This is a genomic window from Phenylobacterium sp., assembly GCF_016124325.1.
Classification (GTDB): domain Bacteria; phylum Pseudomonadota; class Alphaproteobacteria; order Caulobacterales; family Caulobacteraceae; genus Phenylobacterium.
The window spans coordinates 49,438-72,615 of sequence record NZ_WGNY01000041.1; the positions used below are offsets into that span (position 1 = coordinate 49,438).

General features: G+C 71.1%; 19 protein-coding genes. 8 read left to right on the forward strand and 11 right to left on the reverse strand.

Annotated elements, in window-relative coordinates:
• Positions 1 to 4 precede the first annotated feature (4 nt).
• Positions 5 to 1,321 carry an MFS transporter gene (locus GC203_RS21000; protein WP_293458549.1) on the reverse strand — a complete coding sequence of 439 codons (1,317 nt, stop codon included), beginning with the start codon at positions 1,319 to 1,321 and terminating at the stop codon, positions 5 to 7.
• A 265-nt stretch (positions 1,322 to 1,586) separates the two neighbouring features.
• Between GC203_RS21000 and GC203_RS21005 the strand changes: the two genes are divergently transcribed.
• Together GC203_RS21005 and GC203_RS21010 are read left to right on the forward strand one after the other, a co-directional pair.
• Entirely contained in the window at positions 1,587 to 4,052 is a 2,466-nt protein-coding gene (locus GC203_RS21005) for a tetratricopeptide repeat protein (RefSeq protein WP_293458550.1), read from the forward strand.
• 73 nt (positions 4,053 to 4,125) lie between these two features.
• Positions 4,126 to 4,509 (forward strand): hypothetical protein, encoded by a 384-nt coding sequence (locus tag GC203_RS21010; protein WP_293458552.1) that lies wholly within the window; start codon positions 4,126 to 4,128, stop codon positions 4,507 to 4,509.
• A 66-nt stretch (positions 4,510 to 4,575) separates the two neighbouring features.
• On the opposite strand, the gene GC203_RS21015 is transcribed toward GC203_RS21010, so the two are convergent.
• A complete protein-coding gene (locus tag GC203_RS21015; protein ID WP_293458554.1) occupies positions 4,576 to 5,562 on the reverse strand; it encodes an RluA family pseudouridine synthase in 987 nt (328 codons plus the stop codon).
• Positions 5,552 to 5,869: a ferritin family protein gene (locus tag GC203_RS21020; protein WP_293458556.1), complete on the reverse strand. Its 318-nt coding sequence runs from the start codon at positions 5,867 to 5,869 to the stop codon at positions 5,552 to 5,554. Before GC203_RS21020 ends, GC203_RS21015 begins: the two co-directional genes overlap by 11 nt.
• 64 nt (positions 5,870 to 5,933) lie before the next feature.
• Between GC203_RS21020 and GC203_RS21025 the strand changes: the two genes are divergently transcribed.
• Complete coding sequence (locus tag GC203_RS21025; RefSeq protein WP_293458558.1) at positions 5,934 to 7,589, forward strand: alkaline phosphatase D family protein; 1,656 nt, start codon at positions 5,934 to 5,936, stop codon at positions 7,587 to 7,589.
• Positions 7,590 to 7,776: 187 nt separating this feature from the next.
• Here the strand turns inward: GC203_RS21025 and GC203_RS21030 are convergent, their stop codons facing one another.
• Positions 7,777 to 8,403: a LysE family translocator gene (locus GC203_RS21030; protein WP_293458560.1), complete on the reverse strand. Its 627-nt coding sequence runs from the start codon at positions 8,401 to 8,403 to the stop codon at positions 7,777 to 7,779.
• Positions 8,400 to 8,789, reverse strand: a complete 390-nt coding sequence (hisI, locus tag GC203_RS21035; protein WP_293458562.1) for a phosphoribosyl-AMP cyclohydrolase — start codon at positions 8,787 to 8,789, stop codon at positions 8,400 to 8,402. The genes GC203_RS21030 and hisI overlap by 4 nt, the downstream gene beginning before the upstream one ends.
• A gap of 113 nt (positions 8,790 to 8,902) precedes the next feature.
• Between hisI and GC203_RS21040 the strand changes: the two genes are divergently transcribed.
• The gene (locus tag GC203_RS21040) at positions 8,903 to 9,880 is read left to right on the forward strand and encodes a DUF817 domain-containing protein (protein ID WP_293458564.1); all 978 of its coding nucleotides are present in this window, start codon (positions 8,903 to 8,905) and stop codon (positions 9,878 to 9,880) included.
• Here GC203_RS21040 and GC203_RS21045 read toward each other — a convergent pair.
• Positions 9,829 to 10,608, reverse strand: coding sequence for a hypothetical protein (locus tag GC203_RS21045; RefSeq protein WP_293458566.1), 780 nt, complete (start codon positions 10,606 to 10,608; stop codon positions 9,829 to 9,831). The genes GC203_RS21040 and GC203_RS21045 overlap by 52 nt on opposite strands.
• A 198-nt stretch (positions 10,609 to 10,806) precedes the next feature.
• A complete protein-coding gene (locus GC203_RS21050; RefSeq protein WP_293458568.1) occupies positions 10,807 to 11,631 on the reverse strand; it encodes a hypothetical protein in 825 nt (274 codons plus the stop codon).
• 869 nt (positions 11,632 to 12,500) lie between these two features.
• On the opposite strand from GC203_RS21050, the gene GC203_RS21055 reads away from it, so the two are divergent.
• The 4 genes from GC203_RS21055 to GC203_RS21070 all read left to right on the forward strand — a co-directional run bounded on the left by GC203_RS21055 (position 12,501) and on the right by GC203_RS21070 (position 19,392).
• Positions 12,501 to 14,414, forward strand: coding sequence for a hypothetical protein (locus tag GC203_RS21055; RefSeq protein ID WP_293458570.1), 1,914 nt, complete (start codon positions 12,501 to 12,503; stop codon positions 14,412 to 14,414).
• 16 nt (positions 14,415 to 14,430) lie between these two features.
• Positions 14,431 to 15,270, forward strand: a complete 840-nt coding sequence (locus tag GC203_RS21060) for a pentapeptide repeat-containing protein (protein WP_293458572.1) — start codon at positions 14,431 to 14,433, stop codon at positions 15,268 to 15,270.
• A gap of 313 nt (positions 15,271 to 15,583) precedes the next feature.
• Positions 15,584 to 18,385 (forward strand): ATP-dependent DNA helicase, encoded by a 2,802-nt coding sequence (locus tag GC203_RS21065; RefSeq protein WP_293458574.1) that lies wholly within the window; start codon positions 15,584 to 15,586, stop codon positions 18,383 to 18,385.
• Positions 18,386 to 18,459: 74 nt separating this feature from the next.
• The gene (locus GC203_RS21070) at positions 18,460 to 19,392 is read left to right on the forward strand and encodes a hypothetical protein (protein WP_293458576.1); all 933 of its coding nucleotides are present in this window, start codon (positions 18,460 to 18,462) and stop codon (positions 19,390 to 19,392) included.
• 297 nt (positions 19,393 to 19,689) lie between these two features.
• Here GC203_RS21070 and GC203_RS21075 read toward each other — a convergent pair whose 3' ends face one another.
• From GC203_RS21075 to hisC, 4 genes are all read right to left on the reverse strand, one after another.
• Positions 19,690 to 20,628 (reverse strand): Coq4 family protein, encoded by a 939-nt coding sequence (locus GC203_RS21075; RefSeq protein ID WP_293458578.1) that lies wholly within the window; start codon positions 20,626 to 20,628, stop codon positions 19,690 to 19,692.
• 137 nt (positions 20,629 to 20,765) lie between these two features.
• Positions 20,766 to 21,026: an EF-hand domain-containing protein gene (locus GC203_RS21080; protein WP_293458580.1), complete on the reverse strand. Its 261-nt coding sequence runs from the start codon at positions 21,024 to 21,026 to the stop codon at positions 20,766 to 20,768.
• Between the two features lie 77 nt (positions 21,027 to 21,103).
• On the reverse strand, positions 21,104 to 22,036 hold the full coding sequence (locus tag GC203_RS21085) for a prephenate/arogenate dehydrogenase family protein (RefSeq protein ID WP_293458582.1): 933 nt from the start codon (positions 22,034 to 22,036) through the stop codon (positions 21,104 to 21,106).
• Between the two features lie 5 nt (positions 22,037 to 22,041).
• The gene (hisC, locus tag GC203_RS21090) at positions 22,042 to 23,169 is read right to left on the reverse strand and encodes a histidinol-phosphate transaminase (RefSeq protein WP_293458584.1); all 1,128 of its coding nucleotides are present in this window, start codon (positions 23,167 to 23,169) and stop codon (positions 22,042 to 22,044) included.
• Between the last annotated feature and the right edge of the window lie 9 nt (positions 23,170 to 23,178).

Here is a 23,178-nt window from a genome sequence, read left to right on the forward strand (position 1 = left end):
GGCCCTAGCTCCGCTTGTTCGTCTCCGACAGCAGGAACACCGAGACGAACGAGATCAGGCTGAGCACCACCATGTAGCCCGAGATCGCCAGCGAGGTGTGGAACTTCTCCAGCAGCGCCACGGCGATCATCGGGGCGAACCCGCCCGCCGCGATCGCGCCGAGCTGGTAGCCCATCGAGGCGCCGGAATAGCGCAGCTCCACCGAGAACATCTCGGCGAACAGCGCCGCCTGGGGCCCGTACATCAGGTTCAGCAGGATCAGGCCGATGGCGATGGCGGTCAGCATGAGGCCGAAGCTGGCGGTGTCGACCATCAGGAAGAACGGGACCGCCCAGGCCGCCGAGAGCAGCGCGCCCAGCATGAACACCCCGCGCCGCCCGTAGCGGTCCGACAGCGAGGCCGCGAAGGGCAGGCTGGGCGCCGAGATCAGGCTGCCCAGCAGCACCGCCCACAGCACCGTCGATTTCTCCAGGTGGAGGTGGGTGGTCGCGTACGAAACCACATAGGTGATGATGATGTAGAAGCAGCCGTTCGAGGCCACGAAGGCGCCGGCCGCCAGCAGGATCTCGCGCGGATGCTGGGTCAGCGCCTGCAGGATCGGCGAGCGGTTGCGTCGCGCCTCGGCCGCCTGGCGTTCCTCCTCGGCGTCGGCCAGGGCCTTGAACTCCGGCGTGTCCTCCAGCTTGAGCTGGACGTAGAGGGCCAGGCCCACCAGGGCGATCGAGGCCACGAACGGCGCGCGCCAGCCCCAGGCCTGGAAGGCCTCGGGGTCCACCCAGTCGGCCATCAGCAGGAACACGAGGTTGGCCAGCACCACCCCGGCCGGCACGCCCAGCTGGGCGAAGCTGCCGTAGAAGCCGCGCTGGCCGGGCGGGGCGCTCTCGATGGCGAGCAGGGCCGCCCCGCCCCACTGGCCGCCCACCGCCAGCCCCTGGGCGAAGCGCAGCACGATCAGGATGATGGGGGCGAACACGCCGAGCGTGGCGTAGCCGGGCAGCAGGCCCACCAGGGTGGTGGCCCCGCCCATCAGCAGCATCGCCGTCACCAGCGCCTTCTTGCGCCCCATCCTGTCGCCGAAATGCCCGAACAGCACCCCGCCCACCGGCCGGGCGATGAACCCCACGGCGAAGGTGGAGAACGAGGCCAGGGTCGCCACCATCGGCGGCAGGTCGGCGGAGAAGAAGAGCCTGGGGAAAACGAGGGCCGCGGCCGTCCCGTAGATGAAGAAGTCGTACCACTCGATACTGGACGCGGCGAGCGCGGTCAGCGCCACGCGGGCGGTGGAATTCTCGCGCGCGGGCGCGGCGGCCGATGTGGTCAAAACGCTTTCCTCCCCGGCGCGCTTGGATCGCGCGCTTCCTTCCCCAAGGTCCGGCCACTATGGCACGGTTGGCGGGGCCGGGTGTGACCATACCGAAATTTCGTCGGGCGGGGCCGCCTCCAGCGGTGTCATCCCGGTTTCGGCAAAGCCGAAGACCGGGACCCATGGACCTCGGCCCGCCCGGACCACCCGGCCGCCTGGCTCTTGCCGAGCACCTGAAAAGCGGCAAGGTTGAGCTAGTTCTTTCTGTGGAGCTGAAGTTGCGATGGTCGACGCGCACCTGCAGCACGTCAGCGGCGCAGGCGCGGTCGCAGCCCAGGTCGTCGGCGACCACAACCAGGTCCACATCATCGTGGGCGGCGCGACGCTCGCGCTCGAAAAGCTCCATGAGCGCCGGGCCGAGCCCCAGAGCATCATCGAACTCTTGCGCGTCGACATCCGCGCCACCCGGCTCGTCGGCCGCGACGCGCCGCTGAACGCCCTGGCCGCGTGGCGGGACGACGCGGCCTCCATATCGGTCCGCTGCATCGCCGGCCAGGCCGGCGCCGGCAAGACGCGGCTGGCGATCGAGGCCTGCGAGGCGGCGGAAGCCGCGGGCTGGGCCGCGGGGTTCGTATCGAGCGAAGAGCTGCGCCGCTTCCATGAGGCCAACAACCTCGTCCACTGGCGGCTCGACCGCGACACTCTCGTCGTCCTGGACTACGCCGCCTCGTCCCTGCTGATCCTGAAGTCCTGGCTCGGCCTTCTGGCGCCCCATCGCGACGCGCCGGCGGATCACAAGCTGCGCATCCTCCTGCTCGAACGCCACGCTGATCCGGACATGGGCTGGTGGGCGGACTTGGCCCGGCGCGAGTCGCTGAGCCGCGCGGGCCCGGCCGATCTCATCGGCGGCGAGCAACCCGTTAGGCTCACGCCCCTCGACGGCCTTGAGGATCGCCGCGCGCTTCTGGCCCAGGCGATGGAGCTCGCCGCGCCGCTGCTGGATCCGCCGCGGGCGGCCCGGGTCCCACCGGCGCTAGGCGCCGACCCTTGGTTCGACCGGAGGCTGGGCGATACGCGTATCGAGAACGGGCCGCTCTACCTGGTCATGGCCGGCGTCCATGCGGCTCGGCATGGCGCCACGACGGCGCTGTCGCTGGACCGCGGCGAACTGGCCTTCGCCATGGCGGACATCGAACAGGCCCGGCTCAGGCGTTTTGCCGCGGCCCGGGGCTTCCGGGACGACGGGGCGCTGCTTTGCCACCTCGCGGCCTGCGTCACCCTTCAGAATGGTTGCCAAACCGATGCGCTCCTGGCGCTGGTCCGTGAAGAAATGGAGGCGATGGCGTTTCCGGCGCCGATGGGACCGGAGGGTGTGGCGGGCGCGCTCCTCGATGCCCTATCGACGTCCGGCGCCGGGCTCGACGCCATTCGTCCGGACCTCATCGGCGAGGCCTTTCTGCTTCGCACGATTGATGGCGGCCCCCTGCGCCCGCCAGAGGCCAGTCAGGCCATCGTTCTGCGCGCTTATCATCGCGACGTGGCGGGCGTGGTCGGGGCCTTGGTCCGATGCGCCGTCGATCACGCCGAGGGGCGCCGCGACCATGCCGCGCCGGACTGGCTGGGCGCCGTGGTCGATCAGTCGAGCGACGTCACGGCCTTGATGCGGATATCGGACGACCTGCCCGAGCAGACCTTGGCCCTTCGCGAGCTGGCCGCGGCGATCGAAGCGCGGATCGCAAGTATTCTCAGGTCGCGCGCAGACGGGCACGTGGATTTTCAGTCGACGCTGGCCGGCTCGCTCAACAATCTCGCCAATCGCCTGAGCGCCCTGGGCCAGCGGGAGGCGGCGCTGGAGGCCGCGCAAGAGGCCGTCGAACTCTACCGCACCCTCGCCGCGGCGCGGCCCGACGCCTTCACGCCCGACCTGGCCGGCTCGCTCAACAACCTCGCCGCTCACTTGAGCGACCTGGGCCAGGGGGAGGCGGCGCTGGAGGCCGCGCAAGAGGCCGTCAAACTCTACCGCGCTCTCGCCGCGGCGCGGCCCGACGCCTTCACGCGAAACCTGGCCATGTCGCTCAACAACCTCGCCAATTGCCTGAGCGACCTGGGCCAGGGGGAGGCGGCGCTGGAGGCCGCGCAAGAGGCCGTCGAACTCCACCGCACCCTCGCCACGGCCCGGCCCGACGCCTTCACGCCCAACCTGGCCAATTCGCTCAACAACCTCGCCAATTGCCTGAGCGACCTGGGCCAGGGGGAGGCGGCGCTGGAGGCCGCGCAAGAGGCCGTCGAACTCTACCGCACCCTCGCCGCGGCGCGGCCCGACGCCTTCACGCCGGACCTGGCCGGCTCGCTCAACAACCTCGCCGCTCACTTGAGCGACCTGGGCCAGGGGGAGGCGGCGCTGGAGGCCGCGCGCGAGGCCGTCGAACTCCACCGCGCTCTCGCCGCGGCCCGGCCCGACGCCTTCACGCCCGACCTGGCCATGTCGATTTCCGTGCTTGCAGATGCGCTCGAAGCCCACGGACGTCCAACGGAAGCCGTCGCTCACGACCATGAGGCCGTCGCGACGCTGTCGCCCTATCTTCAGGCGCAACCGGAAGTCTATGCTGTGCGCATGCTTTCGATCGTTCAGGACTACGTCCGTCGAGCCGCGATGGTCCAAATCGCCTTGGACGAAGAACTGCTGGAGCCAATCCTCGAACGGCTCGCCCCGTTCCTTCAGAAGAACCTGGGCTCACCCCCTTCCTGAGCGGATACGCTCGTCATGCGTGACGCGTCATCGATCCAATACCTACCCAAACGGAGCCCGAGAGATGACAGGCATGGAACTCGCCGCCGCCGCCGTCGCAGTCGTCGCCCCCTATCTGGTCGAGGCCGGCAAGGGCGCCGCCAAGACCGTTGGAGGTGAGGTCGCCAAGCCCGTTCTTGAGTGGATGCGGGCGAAGCTGGGGGGGCGCGCCAAGGCAGCCCTTGCCGATTTGGAGGCGCACCCTGACGTCGAGGTCAATCGCGACGACCTCCGTGTACAGCTCGTCAAGGCGCTGGCGGCGGACCCATCGTTGAAGGAAGAGCTGGGGGCGCTCCTCCCGACCGGCGCGACGCAGGCCGTACAGATGACGCAGAACGTGCAAGGTCCTGGGGCGGCCGGCGCGCAGGTCTTCGGTTCGAACAACCAGACCACCGTGCGGGGCGGAAGGGCCGACTGAAGCTCTCGGTCCCGGTCTTGCGCCTGCGGCGCAAACCGGGATGACACGCGGTGGGAAGCGCCGCCCTCACAGCTTCTCCAACCGCTCCTGCAGCCCGGCCATGTCCGGGGGCAGGGGGCTCTCGAACCTTAGCGTCTCGCCCGTCACCGGATGGCGGAAGCCCAGCACGGCGGCGTGCAGGGCCTGGCGCGCCAGCCCCGTCGCGGCGATCGCCTCGCGCACCGGCTGGGCCGGATTGCCGGAGCCATAGACCGGGTCGCCCAGGCAGGGCGTGCCCTTGCTGGCCAGGTGGACGCGGATCTGGTGCGTGCGGCCCGTCTCCAGGCGGCAGGCCACCCGCGCCGCCAGCGGCCGGTCCGACGGGCCGAAGATGCGCTCGACGGCGTAGTGGGTGATGGCGTGGCGGCCGCCGGACTTCACCATCGCCATCTTCTTGCGGTCGTGGGTCGAGCGGGCGATGGCGCCCTCGATGGTCCCCTTGGCGGGCCGGGGCGCGCCGCGGGTCAGGGCCACATAGGCGCGCTCGATGTCGTGGGCGGCGAACAGCGCCGAGAGCCCCTGGTGGGCCACGTCGGTCTTGGCGGCCACCACCACCCCCGACGTCTCCTTGTCGATCCGGTGCACGACGCCCGGCCGCGCCACGCCGCCGATCCCCGACAGGCTCGCCCCGCAGTGATGCAGGAGCGCGTTCACCAGCGTGCCGCTCTCGCTGCCGGGCGCGGGGTGCATGGCCATGCCCGGCGGCTTGTCGACCACGATCAGGTGCTCGTCCTCGAACAGCACCGTGAGCGGGATGTCTTCGGGTTGCGGCTCGGCCGGCGCCGGGGGCGGGATCTCCAGCCGGTACTCGCCCGCCTGCGCCTTGGCCGAGCCGTCGGTGACCGGCGCCGCGCCGAAGGCCACGCGGCCCTCGGCGATCAGCGCCTGGATGCGGGCGCGCGACAGCTCGGGCAGGGCCTCGGCCAGCGCCTTGTCCACCCGCGTTCCCGCCGCCTCCGGGCTCAGTTCGACCCGGCGCAGGTCGTAGGCGTCCGCCTCGTCCTCAGCCGCCATTCTTGCCCGTCGCGTCCTCCTCGTGGCCCGTGATCGAGCCGTCCTTGAAGAGGTATTCCTTGAGCTGCTCGCCGGCGTCCTCGTCGTTGCGCCGGATCCACTCGAGGATCATGGCGGCGTGCTCCAGCTCCTCGCGGGCGTTGTGCAGCAGGATCGCCTTCAGCTCCTTGTCCTGGGTGTCGTCGGCGCGCTGGCGGTACCAGTCCACCGCCTCGAACTCCTCCATCAGCGAGGTGATGGCGTAGTGCATCTCCAGCGTCTTGCGGCTGAGCTTCTCGCGGGCGACGTGGAGCGTCTCACTGGACATCGACTGTCATTCTCCTGTGCTAGACGAAAGTCATATCGGGTGGGGAAACAACGGAGCAACGGCCATGAGGATCAATCGGCGCAAGGCGCTCGCTCTGCTGGGCCTGGGCGCGGCGACCCCGGCGGCGGCGCAGACCGCCAAGCCCCTGGGCGTTTCCTTCGACCACGGCGTGGCCTCCGGCGACCCGCGGCAGGACCGCGTTATCATCTGGACGCGCATCACGCCGCAGAGCCCGCACCGCGAGATCGCCTACACCTGGAGCGTCACCCCGCTCGACCGCCGCGCCGGCGGGGCGAAGAAGGGCTCGGGCGTCACCGGCCCCGACCGCGACTACACGGTGAAGGTGGACGTCACCGGCCTCGACGCCGGGCGCGCCTATACGTTCGCCTTCGAGTCCGAGGGCGTCGCCTCGCCCGTGGGCCGCACCCAGACCCTGCCGGCCGGGCCGACCAAGGACGTGGTGCTCGCGGTCGCCTCGTGCTCGCTCTACCCGAACGGCTACTTCAACGCCTACAAGGCCATCGCCGACCTCGAGCGGGTCGACGCCGTCCTGCACCTGGGCGACTACATCTACGAATACGGCGGGCCGGGCAGCTACGGCATGGACTCGCCGGTGGCGGCCCAGCGCCATCACGATCCCTTCCACGAGATCGTCAGCCTCGACGACTACCGCCGCCGCCACGCCCAGTACAAGGCCGACCCCGACACCCAGGCCGCCCACGCCCGCGCGCCCTGGATCGTCGTCTGGGACGACCACGAGACCGCCAACGACAGCTACGTCGGCGGCGCCGAGAACCACCAGCCCGAGACCGAGGGCGACTGGAACGCGCGCAAGGCCCGCGCGCTCAAGGCCTATTTCGAGTGGATGCCGATCCGCGAGCCGGCCGGCGGCGGCCTGGCCGAGGCCGCCATGCGCAGCTTCGACTTCGGCGACCTCGCCACCCTGATCATGGTCGAGACGCGCCTGACCGCGCGCACCCACCAGCTCAGCCTGAAGACCGACCTGCCGGTGGTCGACGGCAAGCCCGACGTGGCCGCCTTCAAGGCCAGGCTCGACGACCCCTCGCGCCGGATGATGAGCGACCAGCAGGAGGCCTGGATCGGCGCCGAGGCCGCCCGCTCGGTGAAGTCCGGCCGCGCCTGGCAGGTGCTGGGCAACCAGGTGGTCATGGCCCGGGTCATGCCGTTCAGCCCCAAGGCGGTGCTCACCCCCGACCAGCTCGCCGCCATCACCTCGGAATATCCTGAACGCGTGAAGGCGATGGAGCAGGCCGCCGCCCTCGGCGTGCCGACCGCGCTCGACATGTGGCAGGGCTATCCCGTCGATCGCGAGCGCCTCTACCGCGCGCTCGACCAGGCCAACGCCCGGCCCATCGTGGTCTCCGGCGACAGCCACTCGTTCTGGGCCAACGAGCTCAGCGACGCGTCCGGCAAGCTGATCGCCGCCGAGTTCGGCACGACGGGGATCACCAGCCCGGGCGCCGGCATGATCGCCGGCGGCCTCAACGTCGGCGTGCCCGTCGCCAAGGCGAACCCGGAGGTGCTGTTCAACGACCAGGTGGCCAAGGGCTTCGTGCTGCTCACCCTCACCCGCGACAAGGCGCGCGCCGACCTGATGGCCGTGTCCACCATCGTCTCGCGCGACTTCACCACCGCCCCGGTGAAGAGCTTCGAGGTCACGCCCCAGGGCGCGGGCGTCTCGCGGGTGAAGGAGGTCTGAGGGGGCGTCCCGTCGACCCTCTCGCGTGTCATCCCGGTTTCCGCCGGAGGCGGAAGACCGGGACCCATGAACACCGGATCGCTGTCGGTCCGGCGCCGCGCCGCTGCGGGCCCTCTCCGCCTTCGACGTCCATGGGTCCCGGTCTTCGGCTCTCGCCGAAACCGGGATGACACGCGAGGTGAGGCGTCTACCGCCGCTCCAGCGCCAGGCGCACGCCGAAGGCCAGGAACAGGCCGCCGGTCGCCCGGTCCAGCCAGCGCACCACCGCGGCCTTCTGCAGCGCCCCGGCGATCGGCCGCGTGGCGCCGATCAGCACCGCGAACCACGCCAGCCCCATCAGCACGTGCAGCGACGCCAGCAGGATCGCGAACGGCGCCACGGCCACGCCCTGCGGGATGAACTGGGGCAGGAACGAGACGTAGAAGATCCCCGCCTTGGGGTTCAGCAGGTTGTTCAGCGCCCCGCGCCACAGCCACTGGACGCCGTGCGCCTGCGGGCCCCGGGCGGCGGCCACGTCGAACCGCTCGCGCGGGCGGGCGATCAGGTGGACGCCCAGCCAGACCAGATAGGCCGCCCCCGCCCACTTCAGGATCTCGAACGCCAGGGTCGAGGCCGCCAGCAGCGCGCCCAGGCCGAAGCCCACCGCCGCGCCCCAGCCCAGGGTGCCCAGGCAGATCCCCACCGCCGCATAGGCCGCCGGCCGCGGCCCCTCCGACGCCGCCGTCCGCAGCACCAGCGCCGTGTCCAGCCCCGGCGTGAGGGTCAGCAGGCCCGCCGCCACGCTGAACGCGATCAGCGCCTCGGGAACCGTCACCTCCGCACCAGCCGGCCGCCCTCGACCACCCGGTAGAAGCACGAGCGCGCGCCCGTGTGGCAGGCCCCGCCGTCGCCCTGCGGCCGCACCTTCAGCCACACCGCGTCCTGGTCGCAGTCGACCCTGAGTTCGTCCACCACCTGGATCTGCCCGCTGGTGGCGCCCTTGTGCCAGAGCTCGTTCCGCGAGCGGCTGAAGTAGTGCGCCTGCCCCGTGGCGATCGTCTTCTCCAGCGCCTCGGCGTTCATCCACGCCAGCATCAGCACCTCGCCGGTGTCGGCATGCGTGGTCACCGCCGCGATCAGGCCGGCGGCGTCGAAGCGCGGGCTGAGCGTCTCGCCCTGTTCGAGGGCGTCCTTGGAGGCGGCGGTGGGGAAGTGGGTCATGGGCCCCATATGGCGCCGCTGCGCGCGACGCGCACCGGGTTTTCCGCGCGACGCGCACTGGGTTTTCATCGCGTCTGCACGCGTCCTGCCGCGCGCCCGCCTAGCCTGCGCCCATGAACCTGAAGGACAGGATCAAGGCCCGGGTCCTGGCCTTCGACGCCGCCGCGCGGCCCTGGGCGGCGCGCGGGCCGCTGCACGCCTTCGCCTACGAGTTCCTGCTGTTCGGGCTGAAGCAGGCCTGGGCCTGCCTGTTCGGCGGGACGCTGGTGGCGCTGCTGATCGCCACCCGCCTCTTCTGGCCGCCCGACGCCCCGCTCGCCCGCTACGACCTGCTGGTCCTCTGCGCCGTGGCCCTCCAGGCCGGCCTGCTCGCCACCCGGCTGGAACACTGGGACGAGGCCCTGGTCATCGCCGTCTTCCACCTCGTCGGCACCGCCATGGAGGTGTTCAAGACCGCCCACGGCTCGTGGATCTACCCGGAGCACAGCCTGCTTCGCATCGGCGGCGTGCCGCTGTTCTCGGGCTTCATGTACGCCGCCATCGGCTCGTACCTGGCCCGCGCCTGGCGGCTGTTCGAGCTGCGCTTCGAACGCTACCCCCCGGTCTGGACCACCTGGGCCCTGGCCATCGCCGCCTACGTCAACTTCTTCGCCCACCACTACGTCATGGACGTGCGCCTCGCCCTCTTCGCCGCCTCGTTCCTGATGTTCGCCCGCGCCAGCTTCGTCTTCACGCCCGACCGCACGCCCCGGCGGATGCCCATGCTGCTGGGCTTCCTGCTGGTCGCGGTCTTCATCTGGATCGCCGAGAACGTCGGCACCTTCACCGCCGCCTGGCGCTACCCCAGCCAGCACGACGGCTGGCGCCTCGTCCCGCTGGGCAAGCTGGGCGCCTGGTACCTGCTGATGCTGCTCAGCTTCGTCCTGGTCTCGGCCGTCCGCCGCCCCCGGCCGCCGGGGGAGGGCGAGGCCACCAATCCGCTGACGGCGCCGCGCCCTGGCGGGCCGTCCCACCCGCGCGAGCCGCCCCAGTCGCGCGCTCAGTCGCGCGCCTCGCGCTCCAGCTCCCCGGTCGCCGGGTTGCGCAGATAGGCCACCACCTTCGTCGTTCCGTCGGCCTGGGTCTCGCGGCGGAACTCGCGCATCTGGAAGATCACCTGCGTCGGCCCCCGCGCGCCCGCGGCCCCCGCCGCCTCGGCCTCCAGCGGCCGCACGCGCCCGAACCGGGCCGGCGCCAGCGCCGCCGCCGTCCAGCGCAACTGCGACAGCTTCACGTGGGTGGCGTAGGCGTCCTTCGGCGTGATCCGCTGGGCGATCTCCCAGCCCAGGTCGCACATCCGCTCGGCCTGCGCCTGGCGCGCCAGCTCCAGGTCGGCGGCGAACTCGGGCCGCGCCGAACGCCACTTGTGCACCAGCGACAGCGACGGCATGTCCGGGTCGGCGCAGATGGCGCTCATCGTCTGGCCGTCGGCGATCCGCGAGCAGACCTCGGCCGCCAGGTGCGGACACCAGCGCGGCTTCCGCCCGCCCTCGCCGTGCCACCCCGCCGCGCGCCTCGCCCGCCCCATCGCCTCGGCGAAGGCCGGCAGGGTCCGGGCCCAGGCCTGCACGCTCGACCGGTTCGGCATGGCCGCGTCGCGGCAGATCGCGCGCAGCGTCTCGCCCGCCTCCAGCCGCGCGCAGACCCGCCGCGCCACCACCGCCGAGAACCGCACCGCGTTCGCCGGCCCGCCCAGCCGCCGGATCCTCGCTTGAGCCGGCCGCCGCTGCGCCGCCCGCTCCCCGTCTGGCCGCGCAGCCACGCTCCGTCCCTCGCCCATGGACGCCCTCCGCTCGGATTGTCTGGAATGGAATTTCTGGAATGGAAAAGGGCCCGGCGCAGACCGCCGGACCCTGACCAAAACCCTACCAGAACCCCGCGCCCCGCGCAAGAACAAAATAGGAACCAACCCGCTCATCCCGGCGAAGGCCGGGACCCAGATGGAAGGTCTCGGCCGCGCCCGCGATCCCCGCGGCGGCTAAGAGCGTCTCCGCCGACGCATGGCGGCGATTGTTCGCCGGCGGGTCTCCAACGAGTCGTCTTCGCCGGGCGCGCCGCCGCCGGCCTCCTCGCGCGGGGCTGCGGCGCTCAACGGAACGACCCCGAGTTCGCGCCACGCGAGACCGCCGCCGGGGCCTGCGAGCCCCACCTGCACGGGCGGCAATTGCTTGATGGCGAACCATGTGCGCACGGCGTCCGGCATCTGCTTTTCTTCCGTGCTCTCCAGCCGCAGCCGCGTGGCGAGCCGATGCGGGGTTCGAGCGACGAGGTAGGTCGCCTCGACGATGAGGTCAGCCACCCGTTCCGCGGTGGAGCAGGCGTAGAACAGCCAGGCGCGCATGAGGCGTTCGGGGATCAGGCGCTCGAAGGGCCGATCAGGGGGGAGGGACCCGATCCTGAGCTCAAGCCCCCGAAGCGTCGTGTGAGGTCGGGATTCCGGGGTGAGGTTCCAGAGAGCGCCTTCCAGGCCAATCTCGAACCAGTCCCCGAGATCGCGCGCCTGCAATTTCCCGGCGGCCGTCAGACCGAGGTCGATCCGCGGCGGATTTCGCCGATCAGGCCCGCCCGACAGCGTCTCGATCTGAAGGCTCAGCCGCACCTCGGTCGGCTCATGATCGCCCCAACGCCAGATCGCGACGTTGCTCGTGTGGGCCTCCGGCATCTCGAACTTGCCCTGAGACGCGGCGCAATGGAGCTCGTACGGCGTGGTCAGGCGAAGGCTGACGTGTTCATCGGTCTTGACGAAGCGCTTCGGCTCCCAGGCGTTCCAGTCACCGAAATCAGTCGGGCCGCCTACGCCCATGGCGGACCCTCCGGGCCGGAGCCGCGCGGCAGCGCTCGCCACGCCTGACGACGTCGGCGCTGCTCGGCGGATCGACTGGACGGGGACGGTTGGGCGACGTCAATGATGCGGCTCTTCACAGGCGTTTCTCCTTAAGGAGCGCCTGTTGGCGACTGAGCGCCGCGCCAGACGCCTTCATTGACCATGACTGTGCACCAAGGCCCACGCCATTCAAAGGAACTTCATATTTCAATATCGAAACATAGATGGAGTTTAGAGTGTCGATCGGCTCACAATGAAGCCTTCCGGCATGCCGTGTGTGTGGAGATACCTGATCGACCCAAGTATTGACGCCTGAGCGCCAGCGCGCTGCAACTTGGGTGCAGTTGGAAGTTGAAGTCCCCTGTCTAAAAGATGTCACAATTTTCCATTTGTTCTCGGTTTGAGCTTTGATTCTAGGGGCTTCACGTCGCGCAAGTCTGACGTCTTGTCGCTCTGGCCGACAACACGCTGAGTCACTTGCATAGGTCTGCGGCTTGGCGGAAGTCGCTGGCGGGCGCGTCGGCTTCCGCTCGCTACGCGCCCTCGTCCACGTCGACGAGCGCAGCCGCCTTCCTGGCTTGCGGGCCGCCATCTGACCGACTTCGCGCCCTCTCGACGCCCCAGGGCGACCGGTGGGTGGACGTGGCGGGAAATGCTCGCTTAAGCTGAGAGAATCCGGCGTTTTCGGACTTGGGGCACTGGGCGTTCAGCGTTCGCGAGAGAAGGCGCCGGTGGCGGGTCTACAAGGGGGGGAGAGCCATGGCGCGGAACGGCGCGGGGAGTAGGCTGCGTTCCGTCGGGGAAGACCCGCGGCCGCGCGCTCGGACGGATCTCGCAGGCCGCGGCGCTTGACCCGGATCATCGCTCTCGCCACCGCCTGGGGCTCGGCGCATGGCGGGATCAACGCGTTCAACACCGATCTCTGCGTCGGGCTCGCCCAGGAACTGGGGGACGCCGGCAAAGTCTATTGCGCGGTTATCGCGGGCGAGGGCAAGGCGGGCGAGGACGAGTTCAGGCTCGCGTACGAGGACGCCGCGCGGCAGGGCGTGACCCTGGTGCCGATCACGCGTCCCGACCGCGGCCAGGCGTTCGATCCCAGCTGGGCGCGCGAGGTCGCGGCCTGGCTCGAAGCGCATGGGGCCGAGGGCCATCCGAGCTACTGGATCGGCCACGATGTGAAGTCCGGCGAGGCGGCGCTGTTGGGCGCCCAGCTCACCAATGGCTCGGCCGCCCTGGTGGGCCACATGGCCTATCTGCTTTACGGCGGCCACAAGCGCGACGACGCCACGACCAAGCAGCATCAGGACCAGATGCGCACGTTCCGGAGCCGCGCTCACGTGTTCGCCGTCGGTCCGCTGCTGCGAGATTGGCTCAGTGAAAGGCTCGATCGGCCGGTGACCATGCTGGTGCCGGGCTTCCCCACCCGGACCGAGCGGCCGCGGGCGCGGCGACGCCTCGCCGGCATCACCTTCGGCCGCCTGGGCGTCGACGACGACCGGATCAAGCAGGGCCGGCTCGCGGTGCTCGGCTTCGCCAACGCGATCAAGGTGCTCTCCCTGACCCCGACGCACGCCGACCTGGTCAACGGCCACTTCTTCATCATGCTCGGCGTGGACAACGCGCGTCCCCAGGTGGAGGACCTCAAGCGGCGGGCGTTCGTCGAGGCCGGCCGTTCGGTGAACATGTTTGCCGAGCCCTATCAGATGGTCCGGCGCGACGTGTTCGACCGTGTCGCCGGCGCCAGTTTCGCGATGATGCTCTCGGTTCACGAAGGCTTCGGCCTCACCGCCTGGGAAGCGATCGGGCTCGGCGTGCCGGTGATCCTGTCGCGCAACAGTGGCGTTTTCCAGCTGCTCCAGGAGGCCGGCAGCGCTGCGGCTTCACGGGTTCGGGACATCAATGTACAGGGCCCTGGCGACGCGAGCGGGGAAAACCACACGCGATCCGATATCGAAGCCGTCTCCCGTGAGATCCAGGGGATCGCGCTCGACTTCGAACGCGCGTATCAAGACGCAGGCGAGCTCTACGGAATCCTCCAACAGAGGTACGGATGCACGTGGTCGGGAACCGCCCGGGCCCTGCTGGACGCGATGGCGGACGCGAGCCTGGCCGAGCCGAACCCCGAGCCGAATCCCGAGCCGGGCCGGCCGCCGTCGAGTTCCGGGCAGGCCCGCGGCCGCGACGCCGCGGTCGTCGCGGAGCGTCCCTGGAACGCCCATGCGGACCTCCTGGAGCTTGGCTTGAGCATCATGCAGGGGAGTGATCGGAGCCGCTTCGATCTAATGCCCGAGTTGCGGTGCACCGTGCTGTCTTTCCCGATGAGCGGCGAGCGCCAGGCGCGTATCGGCCTCACCGGTGTTCGCGTCAGCGTCCGGTGCGACGGGTCTGTGGAGATACTTCCGGGCAATCGTCTCGGAGACGATGGCGGGGCAAGCGACGTGGTGGCGTGGTCCGGCGGTCGCTGGGACATCAGTGGTCCATGCGAGGAAGGCTTCCTGGCGCATCGTGTGCTGGGCCGGGACCGTCTGTGCGAGCTCGGCGCGCGTGACCACTTGCCAGGCGACGCAGCGGTCGAGGTCACCGCGGCGAAGGCCGAATTGGATGTCCGGCTATATGACCGGGATGGGCGGCGGCTGGCCCTGCCCGACGACACCCAGGCCGCACTGGGGCTCGTTCTCGGAAAGGGCCTGGGCGGAGGAAGCCGAATCCAGCTCGCCCGCGCGGGCGTGTCGGTAAAGGGAGCAGATGATGGTCCTGCCTGAGAAGACGCTGTCGGCCATGGAGGCCATCCTGAGGGCCGGCCCGGCCGACTTCATGACTCTGTGCCGCATCGCCGACATCGATCCGCGCGTGGATTTCGCCCACGCCAACCTGCGGAACGTGGACTTCCGCGGCGGCGATCTGACGGGTTGCGACTTCACGGGGGCCGATCTCGAGAACGCTGACTTTTCCCGCGCGCGACTGGTCGATTGCCGGTTCGTCGGCGCCAACCTCAGGGCGGCGCGGCTTCTGGAGCGGGCGTTGCGGGAGAACGAGTTCGACGGGAACGCCGACGAAGACGTGCAGGTCGTCGCCCCGCCTGGCATCAGCGACCTGGGCCGCCTCAACCCAGACCTGCTGTTGGGCGAATGGGTGACCTTTCCCCGCGAAGGTCGCGGCCGGATTCACGCCATCGAAAACCGCCCGATCGGCAACGATGAGATCAAGGTGCTGATCATAAAGCTCGAAAGCGGCGACCCCGACCTGCCGCTCCCGCTGGCCCGCGCCGATGAGATGGGTCTCAAACGCATCGCCGCCCCGCCGGATCGGCTCGAGGATGCGCTGGCGGAGCTCGGCCGGCCGCCGCTCGGACCCGTCGACGCCACGGTGCTCGAGGATGTTCGTTCGAGGCTGACCTCTTCCGACCTGCTGGACATGGCCGTGGCGGTGCGGATGCTCTCCGGCCCGCCCGCGCGACCGATCCTCGCGGGCATGGTCGAGAAGCTGCTCGGGGTGGTGCTTGAACGGCTGGAACAGCTCGTCGCTCACCGGGCGGGCCTGGAGCAATCCGTCGCCCGTGGCCTCATCGAACGCCGGCGCCGAGGCGGCCGCGACGACGCGCCCACCGCCGGCCGGTAGGCTCCCCCGCCGAGACGGCGCGAGGCCCCGGGTCGCGTCCCGGCTTCCGAGCCGGCCGGGAACGAGCCGCCTCCAGCTGGACGGCCTCGCCACCCCGACGGGGTTCGGCGGCGAGCCCAACGCTTCGCGACCCCCATCTATCGTCGAGCGTCTGGTCCGAGCTCGCGGCCCAGCACGCGCTGTTGCCCTCGGACGAACGCCCAGCTTTCGCGCGGGCGCCCGGTGATCTCGGCGTCGGGCGACACGACACCCAATTCCGAAGAAGAATCGGTTCCCCTTCCGTTCGCTCCCGCCCGCCGCTAACCTCGCCTGCGTGACTCTCCCCCCGCAGACTCAGCAGCTTTCCCTCGCCCCGGCGCTGGTGGTGCTTCCCGGGCCGCGCTGCGCCATCGCGCCGCCGCAGGGGCCGGCGCAGCTCGTCCGGCCGCCCGACGCGCGCGACCTCTTTGAGACCGCCCCGGTGCTGGTGGCGCACGCGGCCATGACGGCGCGGCGCCTGGGACTCAACGCCCCGCCGCGGGGCCCGCGCCTGTTCGACGTGCTGGAGCTGTTCGCCTTCGTCCGCCCCGCGCGCTTCTGCGCCCCCTCGGCGGCGGGGCTGGCCCAGGCGCTGGGCCTGGCCGAGCCCCACGGCCCGGCCGAACAGGCCGCGGTGCTGCGCGAGGCCGCCGCCGCCCTGCTGGACGAGCTGGCGGCTGCGCCCACGCCCAGCCGCGAGGAGGCCCTGGCGGTGGCCGAGACGCTGGCGCGCGGCGGCTGGGCCTGGGGCGTCCCCGTGCTGGGCGCCCTGCGTTCGGCGCCGGCGGGTAACCAGTTCCGCTCCTCGGGCCTCGACGTCTGGACCCGCATCGCCGAGTGGGAGGCCGAGGCCCCCGTGGGCGAGCCGGGCGGCAAGCCGCTGGCGCCCGGCGAGGCCGAGCGGCGCCTCGCCTCGCTCCTGCAGACCGCCGGCCTCGACGAGGCGCGGCCCGCCCAGCGCGACTACGCCGCCGAGGCCGCCTACGTCTTCCAGCCGCGCGACCACGAGGGCGAGCCCAACATGATGCTGGCCGAGGCCGGCACCGGCGTCGGCAAGACCCTGGGCTACCTCGCGCCCGCCTCGCTGTGGGCCGAGCTGAACGGCCCGGCCGTCTGGGTCTCCACCTACACCCGCGCGCTCCAGCGCCAGATCGAGCGCGAGAGCCGCGCCGTCTGGCCCGACGACAAGGTCCGGGCCAGGAAGGCGGTGGTGAGGAAGGGGCGCGAGAACTACCTGTGCCTCCTGAACTTCCAGGACTTGGCCAACGCCGCCCAGCTTGGCGGGGCCGACCTGGTGGGCATAGGGCTGGCGGCGCGCTGGGCTCGGGCCAGCCGCGACGGCGACATGACCGGCGGCGACTTCCCGGCCTGGCTGCCGGCCCTGTTCGCCGTCTCGCCGGCGGCCCAGGCCAGCCCCGCCAACCTCGTCGACCGGCGCGGCGAATGCGTCCACGCCGGCTGTCCGCACTACCGGGCCTGCTTCGTGGAGAAGGCGATCCGGGGGAGCCGGCGCGCCGACATCGTCATCGCCAACCACGCCCTGGTGCTGAGCCAGGCGGCGTTCGACGGGGCGCGGGCGGCGCGCGGCAGCAAGGGCGATGCGGAGACCACCCAGCTGCGCCGCATCGTCTTCGACGAGGGCCACCACCTGTTCGACGCGGCCGACAACGCCTTTTCCGCCGCCCTGTCGGGGCAGGAGGCGGCCGAGCTGCGCCGCTGGATCCGCGGGCCCGAGGGGCGCGGGCGGCGCGGGCGGGGCTTGGAAGCCCGGTTGAGCGACCTGCTGGGCGACCGCGAGGAGGCGCGCGGCGCCCTGGGCGCGGCGCTGTCGGCGGCGGCGGCGCTGCCGGGCGAGGGCTGGAGCGGCCGCATCGCTCCGCCGAACGGGGAGGTGCGCCCGGTGGGCGAGGTCGAGGCCTTCCTGGTGGCGGTGCTGGAGCAGCTGCGCGCCCGCGCGGCGCCGTCGGAGGTGGGCATGGAGTGCGCGGCCCGCCCGGCGCTGGACCTCGTGCGCGAGACCGCGCGGGCGGCGGCGGCGGCGCTGGCCCGGGTCGAGGCGCCGCTGCTGGCCCTGGCGCGCGCCCTGGAGGACGTCTTAGACGTTGAATCTGAACATCTTTCCGGATCGGAGCGGGCCCGGATCGAAGGCGCCCTGCGGGGCCTCGACCGCCGCGCCCGGATGCAGCTGCCCGCCTGGCGCTCGATGCTGGCCGCCATCGACGAGGACGCCGAGGACGACCCCGACTTCGTCGACTGGTTCGACGCCAGCTTCATGTTCGGCCGCGTCGTCGACGCCGCCTGCCGCCGCCACTGGGTGGACCCCACCGAGCCCCTGACGAACGCCGTCATCGCCCCGGCGCACGGCGTGCTGGTCACCTCGGCGACGCTGGCCGACCCCACGCTGGACGACCCCTTCGCCCTGGCCGAGATGCGCACCGGCGCCGCCCGCCTGCCCGACCGCCCGAAGACGCTGAAGCTGGCCTCGCCGTTCGATTACGCCGCCCAGTCCCGCGCCTTCGTGGTCACCGACGTCTCCCGCGACGACCCGCGCCAGGTGGCGGCCGCCATGCGCGAGCTGTTCCTGGCGGCGGGGGGCGGGGGCCTGGGTCTGTTCACCGCCATCCGCCGGCTGCGGGCGGTGCACGAGCGGATCGCCGCGCCGCTCGCCGACAAGGGCCTGGCGCTCTACGCCCAGCACGTCGACCCGCTGGAGGTGGGCGCGCTGGTCGACATCTTCCGCGCCGAGGCCGACGCCTGCCTGCTGGGCACTGACGCGGTCCGGGACGGCGTCGACGTGCCGGGCCGCTCGCTCCGGCTGCTGGTGTTCGATCGCGTGCCCTGGCCCCGGCCCGACATCCTGCACAAGGCCCGCCGCGCCCGCTTCGGGAACAAGAGCTACGACGACGCCATCGCCCGCGCCCGCATCGCCCAGGCGTTCGGGCGTCTGATCCGCCGCGCCGAGGACAAGGGCTGCTTCGTCATGCTGGACGCCAGCTCACCCACCCGCCTGTTCTCGGGCCTGCCCGAGGGCGTGGAGCTCCAGCGCGTGACGCTGGTGGAGGCCATCGAGGCCGTCGGCGAGTTCCTGATCCGATAGTTCGTGCTTTGTTCTTTACCGCTGCCGCGGTCGCGGCTATGCTTCGCCGCAGTCTGGACCGGAGGGGGTGTGGCGTGCGGCTTCGGATGCTCGTTTTCATGATTCTGGCGACTCTCTCGTCGGCGGTCAGCGCAGCGGCGGCGACGCAAAAGCCTGGCGGCTGGTCCGTTGAAGTTCAGAAGAGCGGCGACTGCCTAGGCGAAATGGCGACAAGGGACGGCGGCAAGTTCATCCTGCTGGCTTCGCGTGGCGAGCTAACGTTCGCCGTCCAGTCAAAGTCCCCCTTGCGACCCGGCAAGGCGGGCGCGCTGGCGACCGAAGCCTACAGCTTCGATTTCGAGCCCGCCCTCAGCACGGAAGACAATGTCATCTACACGGTGCGCAACCTGACGACGCGCGAGGTGGCGGCATTGCGGTTGGCGCGCAAGGTGCGGGTCAGCGTGGACGGCGTGACGATCCTGGAGGCCGACATGGTCGAGGCTGGCCTCGATGAGGTGCTCGACGGATTGGCCGCCTGCTCAAACGGCGAAGCGGGCTGGTGGGGGCAAGGCGTGGCGCGCGCCCCGGCCGAGGGGCCGGCCTATAACGCCGAGGGGGTTTGGGCCCTGGAGGCCGGCAAGGAAGGTCAGGTCTGCATCGCACACGCCCTGGTCGGCGAGGACCGGCAGCTCCAGGTGATTGCAGTGCTCGGTCAGATGGGGCTCGCCGTCGGCGCTCTGGACGGCAAGCTGCCGCGCGGTCGGCGTGGAAAGGTCGAGACGGACGCTTACAGCTTCGGGTTCAAGCCCGACTATTCGTCAGACGTCTACATGAGGCTCGACGATCCGCTGGACAGCCAGGCGCTCTTCACCTTGCGCCGCGCCAAATCGATCCGCATCACGGTCGACGACAAGCTCCTGGTCGAGGCTTCGCTGGAGGGATCCGGCTTCCCGGAGCTTCTCAATTCGGCCGCCGCCTGCTTCATGGGCCAGGAAGGTTGGTGGGGCTTAGGCGCGCGGCAGCCCTAGGGCCTTGCCAGGACTGGATTCCGTGTCCCCGGTGCGCCGCGGGCTCACGCTGCCGGATCCTTGGCCAAGGTGGCCTCCAGGGCGCCCAGGATCATCGTCCGGCCCAGGGTCGAGGGCTCGACCATTCCTCCGGCGTGTCGACTGGATGAGGCTCACTTCGCAGCCGCCTGGCGCGGGCGCGATCTCGACGCGGGTGTAGCCCGGATCCAACTGCGGCGCCGCGGAGGTGAACACCAGCCGCCGCGGCCGGTCGATCTCGAGGTGTTCGCCGGTGCGCAGCCCCTCGCCCATGTCGACTCAGCTGGCCTGTCGCATCCAGCCGGCGAGGCTCTCCGCGCCCGGGTGGGGCGCCCGGCGCTGATCGCGGGGCCGAAGGCCCAGCTGCCCGCGCGCCTCGTCCATGCGCAGGCGCCAGATCGTTTCCCAGCGCACGCCGAGCAGCGGCGGGCTGTCGCGCCCGTGCACCCAGCCCGAGAACACGATATCGAGCAGCAGCCCGGCGCCCGGCGGCCGTTGCAGCGCCGCCATCGCCAGGACCAGGGCGACGAGCAAGGCCGAGAACTGGTGGCCGAACTGGCCCATCTGGAACGCCGCCAGAGCGACATCGTCCAGCTCGGTGTCGCCGTAGCCCGCGGCGAGGCGCCAGAGCGTGTGGCATTGCAGGATGCGGGTGTTGACGTAGTCGAGCGGCGGCGGCAGGTCGTCGAGGCCGAGCGCCTCGCGGTCCAGGATCTCCAACTCGGAGGGCTGACGCACGGCCCGGCGATAGAATTCGGCGCCCAGGGAGCCCGCCGGACAGCTCTTCAAGTCTCCTAGTTCGAACCGCCCAGGCAGGCCATTCGCGGCGGCCTCGCGCACGCCGGCGAAATCGAGCGTCGCCTCGGCCACCCGCACGTTGAGCGCTCCGGGCAGCAGGCCGGCGAGCCGCGCCGTCGCGCCGGCGAACGCCACCTTGTCGCGCGCCTCCGCGGGCAGCTCGACCAGCGCCCAGAAAGCGTTCCAGAACTCGGGCGACAGGTCGAGGCGCTGGCCGAGGTGGCGCGGCGGCCTGACCGAGAGGACCGGCTTGCCGAGCCACCCCCCGGCCGCATTGTCGTAGACTTCCATGAGACGCTCCGGGGCGACGACCGCCACATGGAGCGTCTTGGCCGCCAGGGCCCTCAGGCCCAGGCCCGTCGCGTCTCGCCGCAAGCCGATCGCAAGCGCGGCAGGATCCCCGCCGCCTGCGATGGTCATGGCCTCAAAGGCTTCGCGTACACCCGGACCGACCATCCGAATCCCCCCCAGCCGGACGGGGCCGATGCGCGGTCCAGCATGTCACGGAATCTTCAGATAGATGGCAGCGCTTGTCGACCCGGCTGCGACGGAAGGCCTCAGCGGGCTCCGCCCTGGCGCATCTTGGCCATGGCGGCCTCGAGTTCGGCGGCGGTGACCTTGCCGTCGTGGTTCGCGTCGACGAGCGCGAAGCGTTCCGCGGGGCGGCCGGCCGCGACCCACTCGTCCTTGCTCACGGCGCCGTCGCCGTTCGCGTCCCACGCTTTGATGATGTCGGCAGGCGCCGGCATCTGGGCATGGGCGGCGCCGGATGCGGCGACAAGGCCCGCCACGCCTGCGGCGATCAGAAACCTGTGCATGTGGAATATAGCTCCCGTGGTGGAGCCGCGGACTGAGCGCGCCGACTGTAACGGACGTATTTCGGGAATGTGGCCGATCAGTGCTTGCCGCGATCGCGACCGAAGTTCGGCTCCGCGCTCTCCTGGCCGAGCGCCACGATCCCGCGGCGGATCTCTCGCGTGCGGCTGAACAGCTCGAACAGCTTGTCGCCCTCGCCCCAGCGGATCGCGCGGCTGAGGGCCTGGAGATCCTCGCTGAAGCGGCCCAGCACCTCCAGCACCGCGTCCTTGTTGGTGAGGAAGACATCGCGCCACATGGTGGGATCGGACGCGGCGATGCGGGTGAAGTCGCGGAACCCGCCGGCCGAGTACTTCATCACCTCGGCCTGGGTGACCTCCTCGAGGTCGGCGGCGGTGCCCACAATGTTGTAGGCGATCAGGTGGGGCAGGTGGCTGGTGATCGCGAGCACGAGATCATGGTGGCGCGCGTCCATCTGCTCGACGTTGGCGCCCAGCGCCGTCCAGAAGGCGGTCAGGCGCGCGACGGCGCCGGCATAGGCCTCGTCGGCCCGCGCCTCAGGCGTCAGGATGATCCAGCGGTTGCGGAACAGTTCGGCGAAGCCGGCGTCGGGGCCGGATTGCTCGGTGCCGGCGATCGGGTGGCCCGGGATCACGTGGACGGTCTCGGGGCACGCCTTGGCCAGGGCCGCGGCCACATGGGCCTTCACCGAGCCGACGTCGGTGACCGTGGCGCCGGGCTTGAGGCCTGGCGCGGCCGCTTCGGCGGCGGCGCCCATCGACATCACCGGCACGGCGAAGACGACAAGGTCGGCGTCGGCGACGGCCTCGGCGGGGTCGGCGGTGAGCCGGTCGGCCAGGCCGAGCGCGGCGATCCGCTCGCGGGCGGAGTCCGATGTCTCGCCGACGGCGATCTCGCCCGCGGCGCCGGCCTCACGGGCCGCTCGGATCACCGACGAGCCGATCAGGCCGCAGCCGATCACCGCCACCTTCGCGTAGACCGGAGTGGCCATCGGGGTCAGGCCTTCATGAAGGCGGCCAGCGCCTCGACGAGGGCGCGGTTGTGCTCTTCCAGTCCGATGGTGATCCGCAGGTGGTTCGGCAGGCCGTAGTTGGCGACGCCGCGCACGATCAGGCCGCGCCGGGCGAGGTGCGCCTCGGCCTCACGGGCGGTGCGGCCGGGCGTGTCCGGGAAGCCGACCAGGACGAAATTGGCCTGCGAGGGCACGACCTCCAGGCCCATGCCCCCCAGTTGCTGCGCCAGCCAGGGCCGCCAGTCGGCGACGAGATCGCGCGAGCGTTGCTGGAACTCGGTGTCGGCCAGAGCCGCGATGGCGGCCTGCTGGGCGGCGATGGAGGTGTTGAACGGCGCGCGGATGCGATCCAGCGCGTCGGCGATCGGCGCCGGGCAGTAGGCCCAGCCGATACGCAGCGCCGCCAGCCCGTGCAGCTTGGAGAAGGTGCGCGTGACGATGACGTTGTCGTGGCCGCGGGCGAGGTCCAGCCCATCGTCGAAGCGGGGGTCGGTGGCGAACTCGGCATAGGCGCCGTCCAGGACGAGGACGACGTTGGCGGGCAGGGCGGCGTGCAGGGCGCGCAGTTCGTCGCCGGTCATGAAGGTGCCGGTGGGATTGCCCGGCTGGGTGATGAAGACGAGGCGGGTGCGTTCGTCGACCTGCTCGACCACCTTCTCGACGGAGATCTGGTAGCCCGGCTCGTCGGCCAGCCGGACCTCGCCCTGGCAGGCGCGTGCGCCGATCGAATAGGCGGAGAAGCCGTACTGGCCCATGACGATGTTGTCGCCCGGCTCCAGGAAGACCTGGTTGATCAGGTGCAGCACCTCGTCGGTGCCGTCGCCGAACACCAGCCGCTCGGGCTCGAGGCCGAAGTGGGCGCAGACCGCCGCGCGCAGTCCGCTGGCCCGGCTGTCGGGATAGATGTTCAGCGTGTCGGCGGCCTCGATGAAGGCCGACCGCGCCTTGGGGCTGCTGCCCAGGATGTTCTCGTTGGACGACAGCTTTATGGGATGAGCCACGCCGTCCGCCTGCGACTTGCCCGGGACATAGGCCTGGATGTCGAGGATCCCCGGCTTGGGCATGGGGCGCGGCGCACGGGCGCGGTCGAGGGTTTCGGTGGTGTCAGGCATTCGCAGACA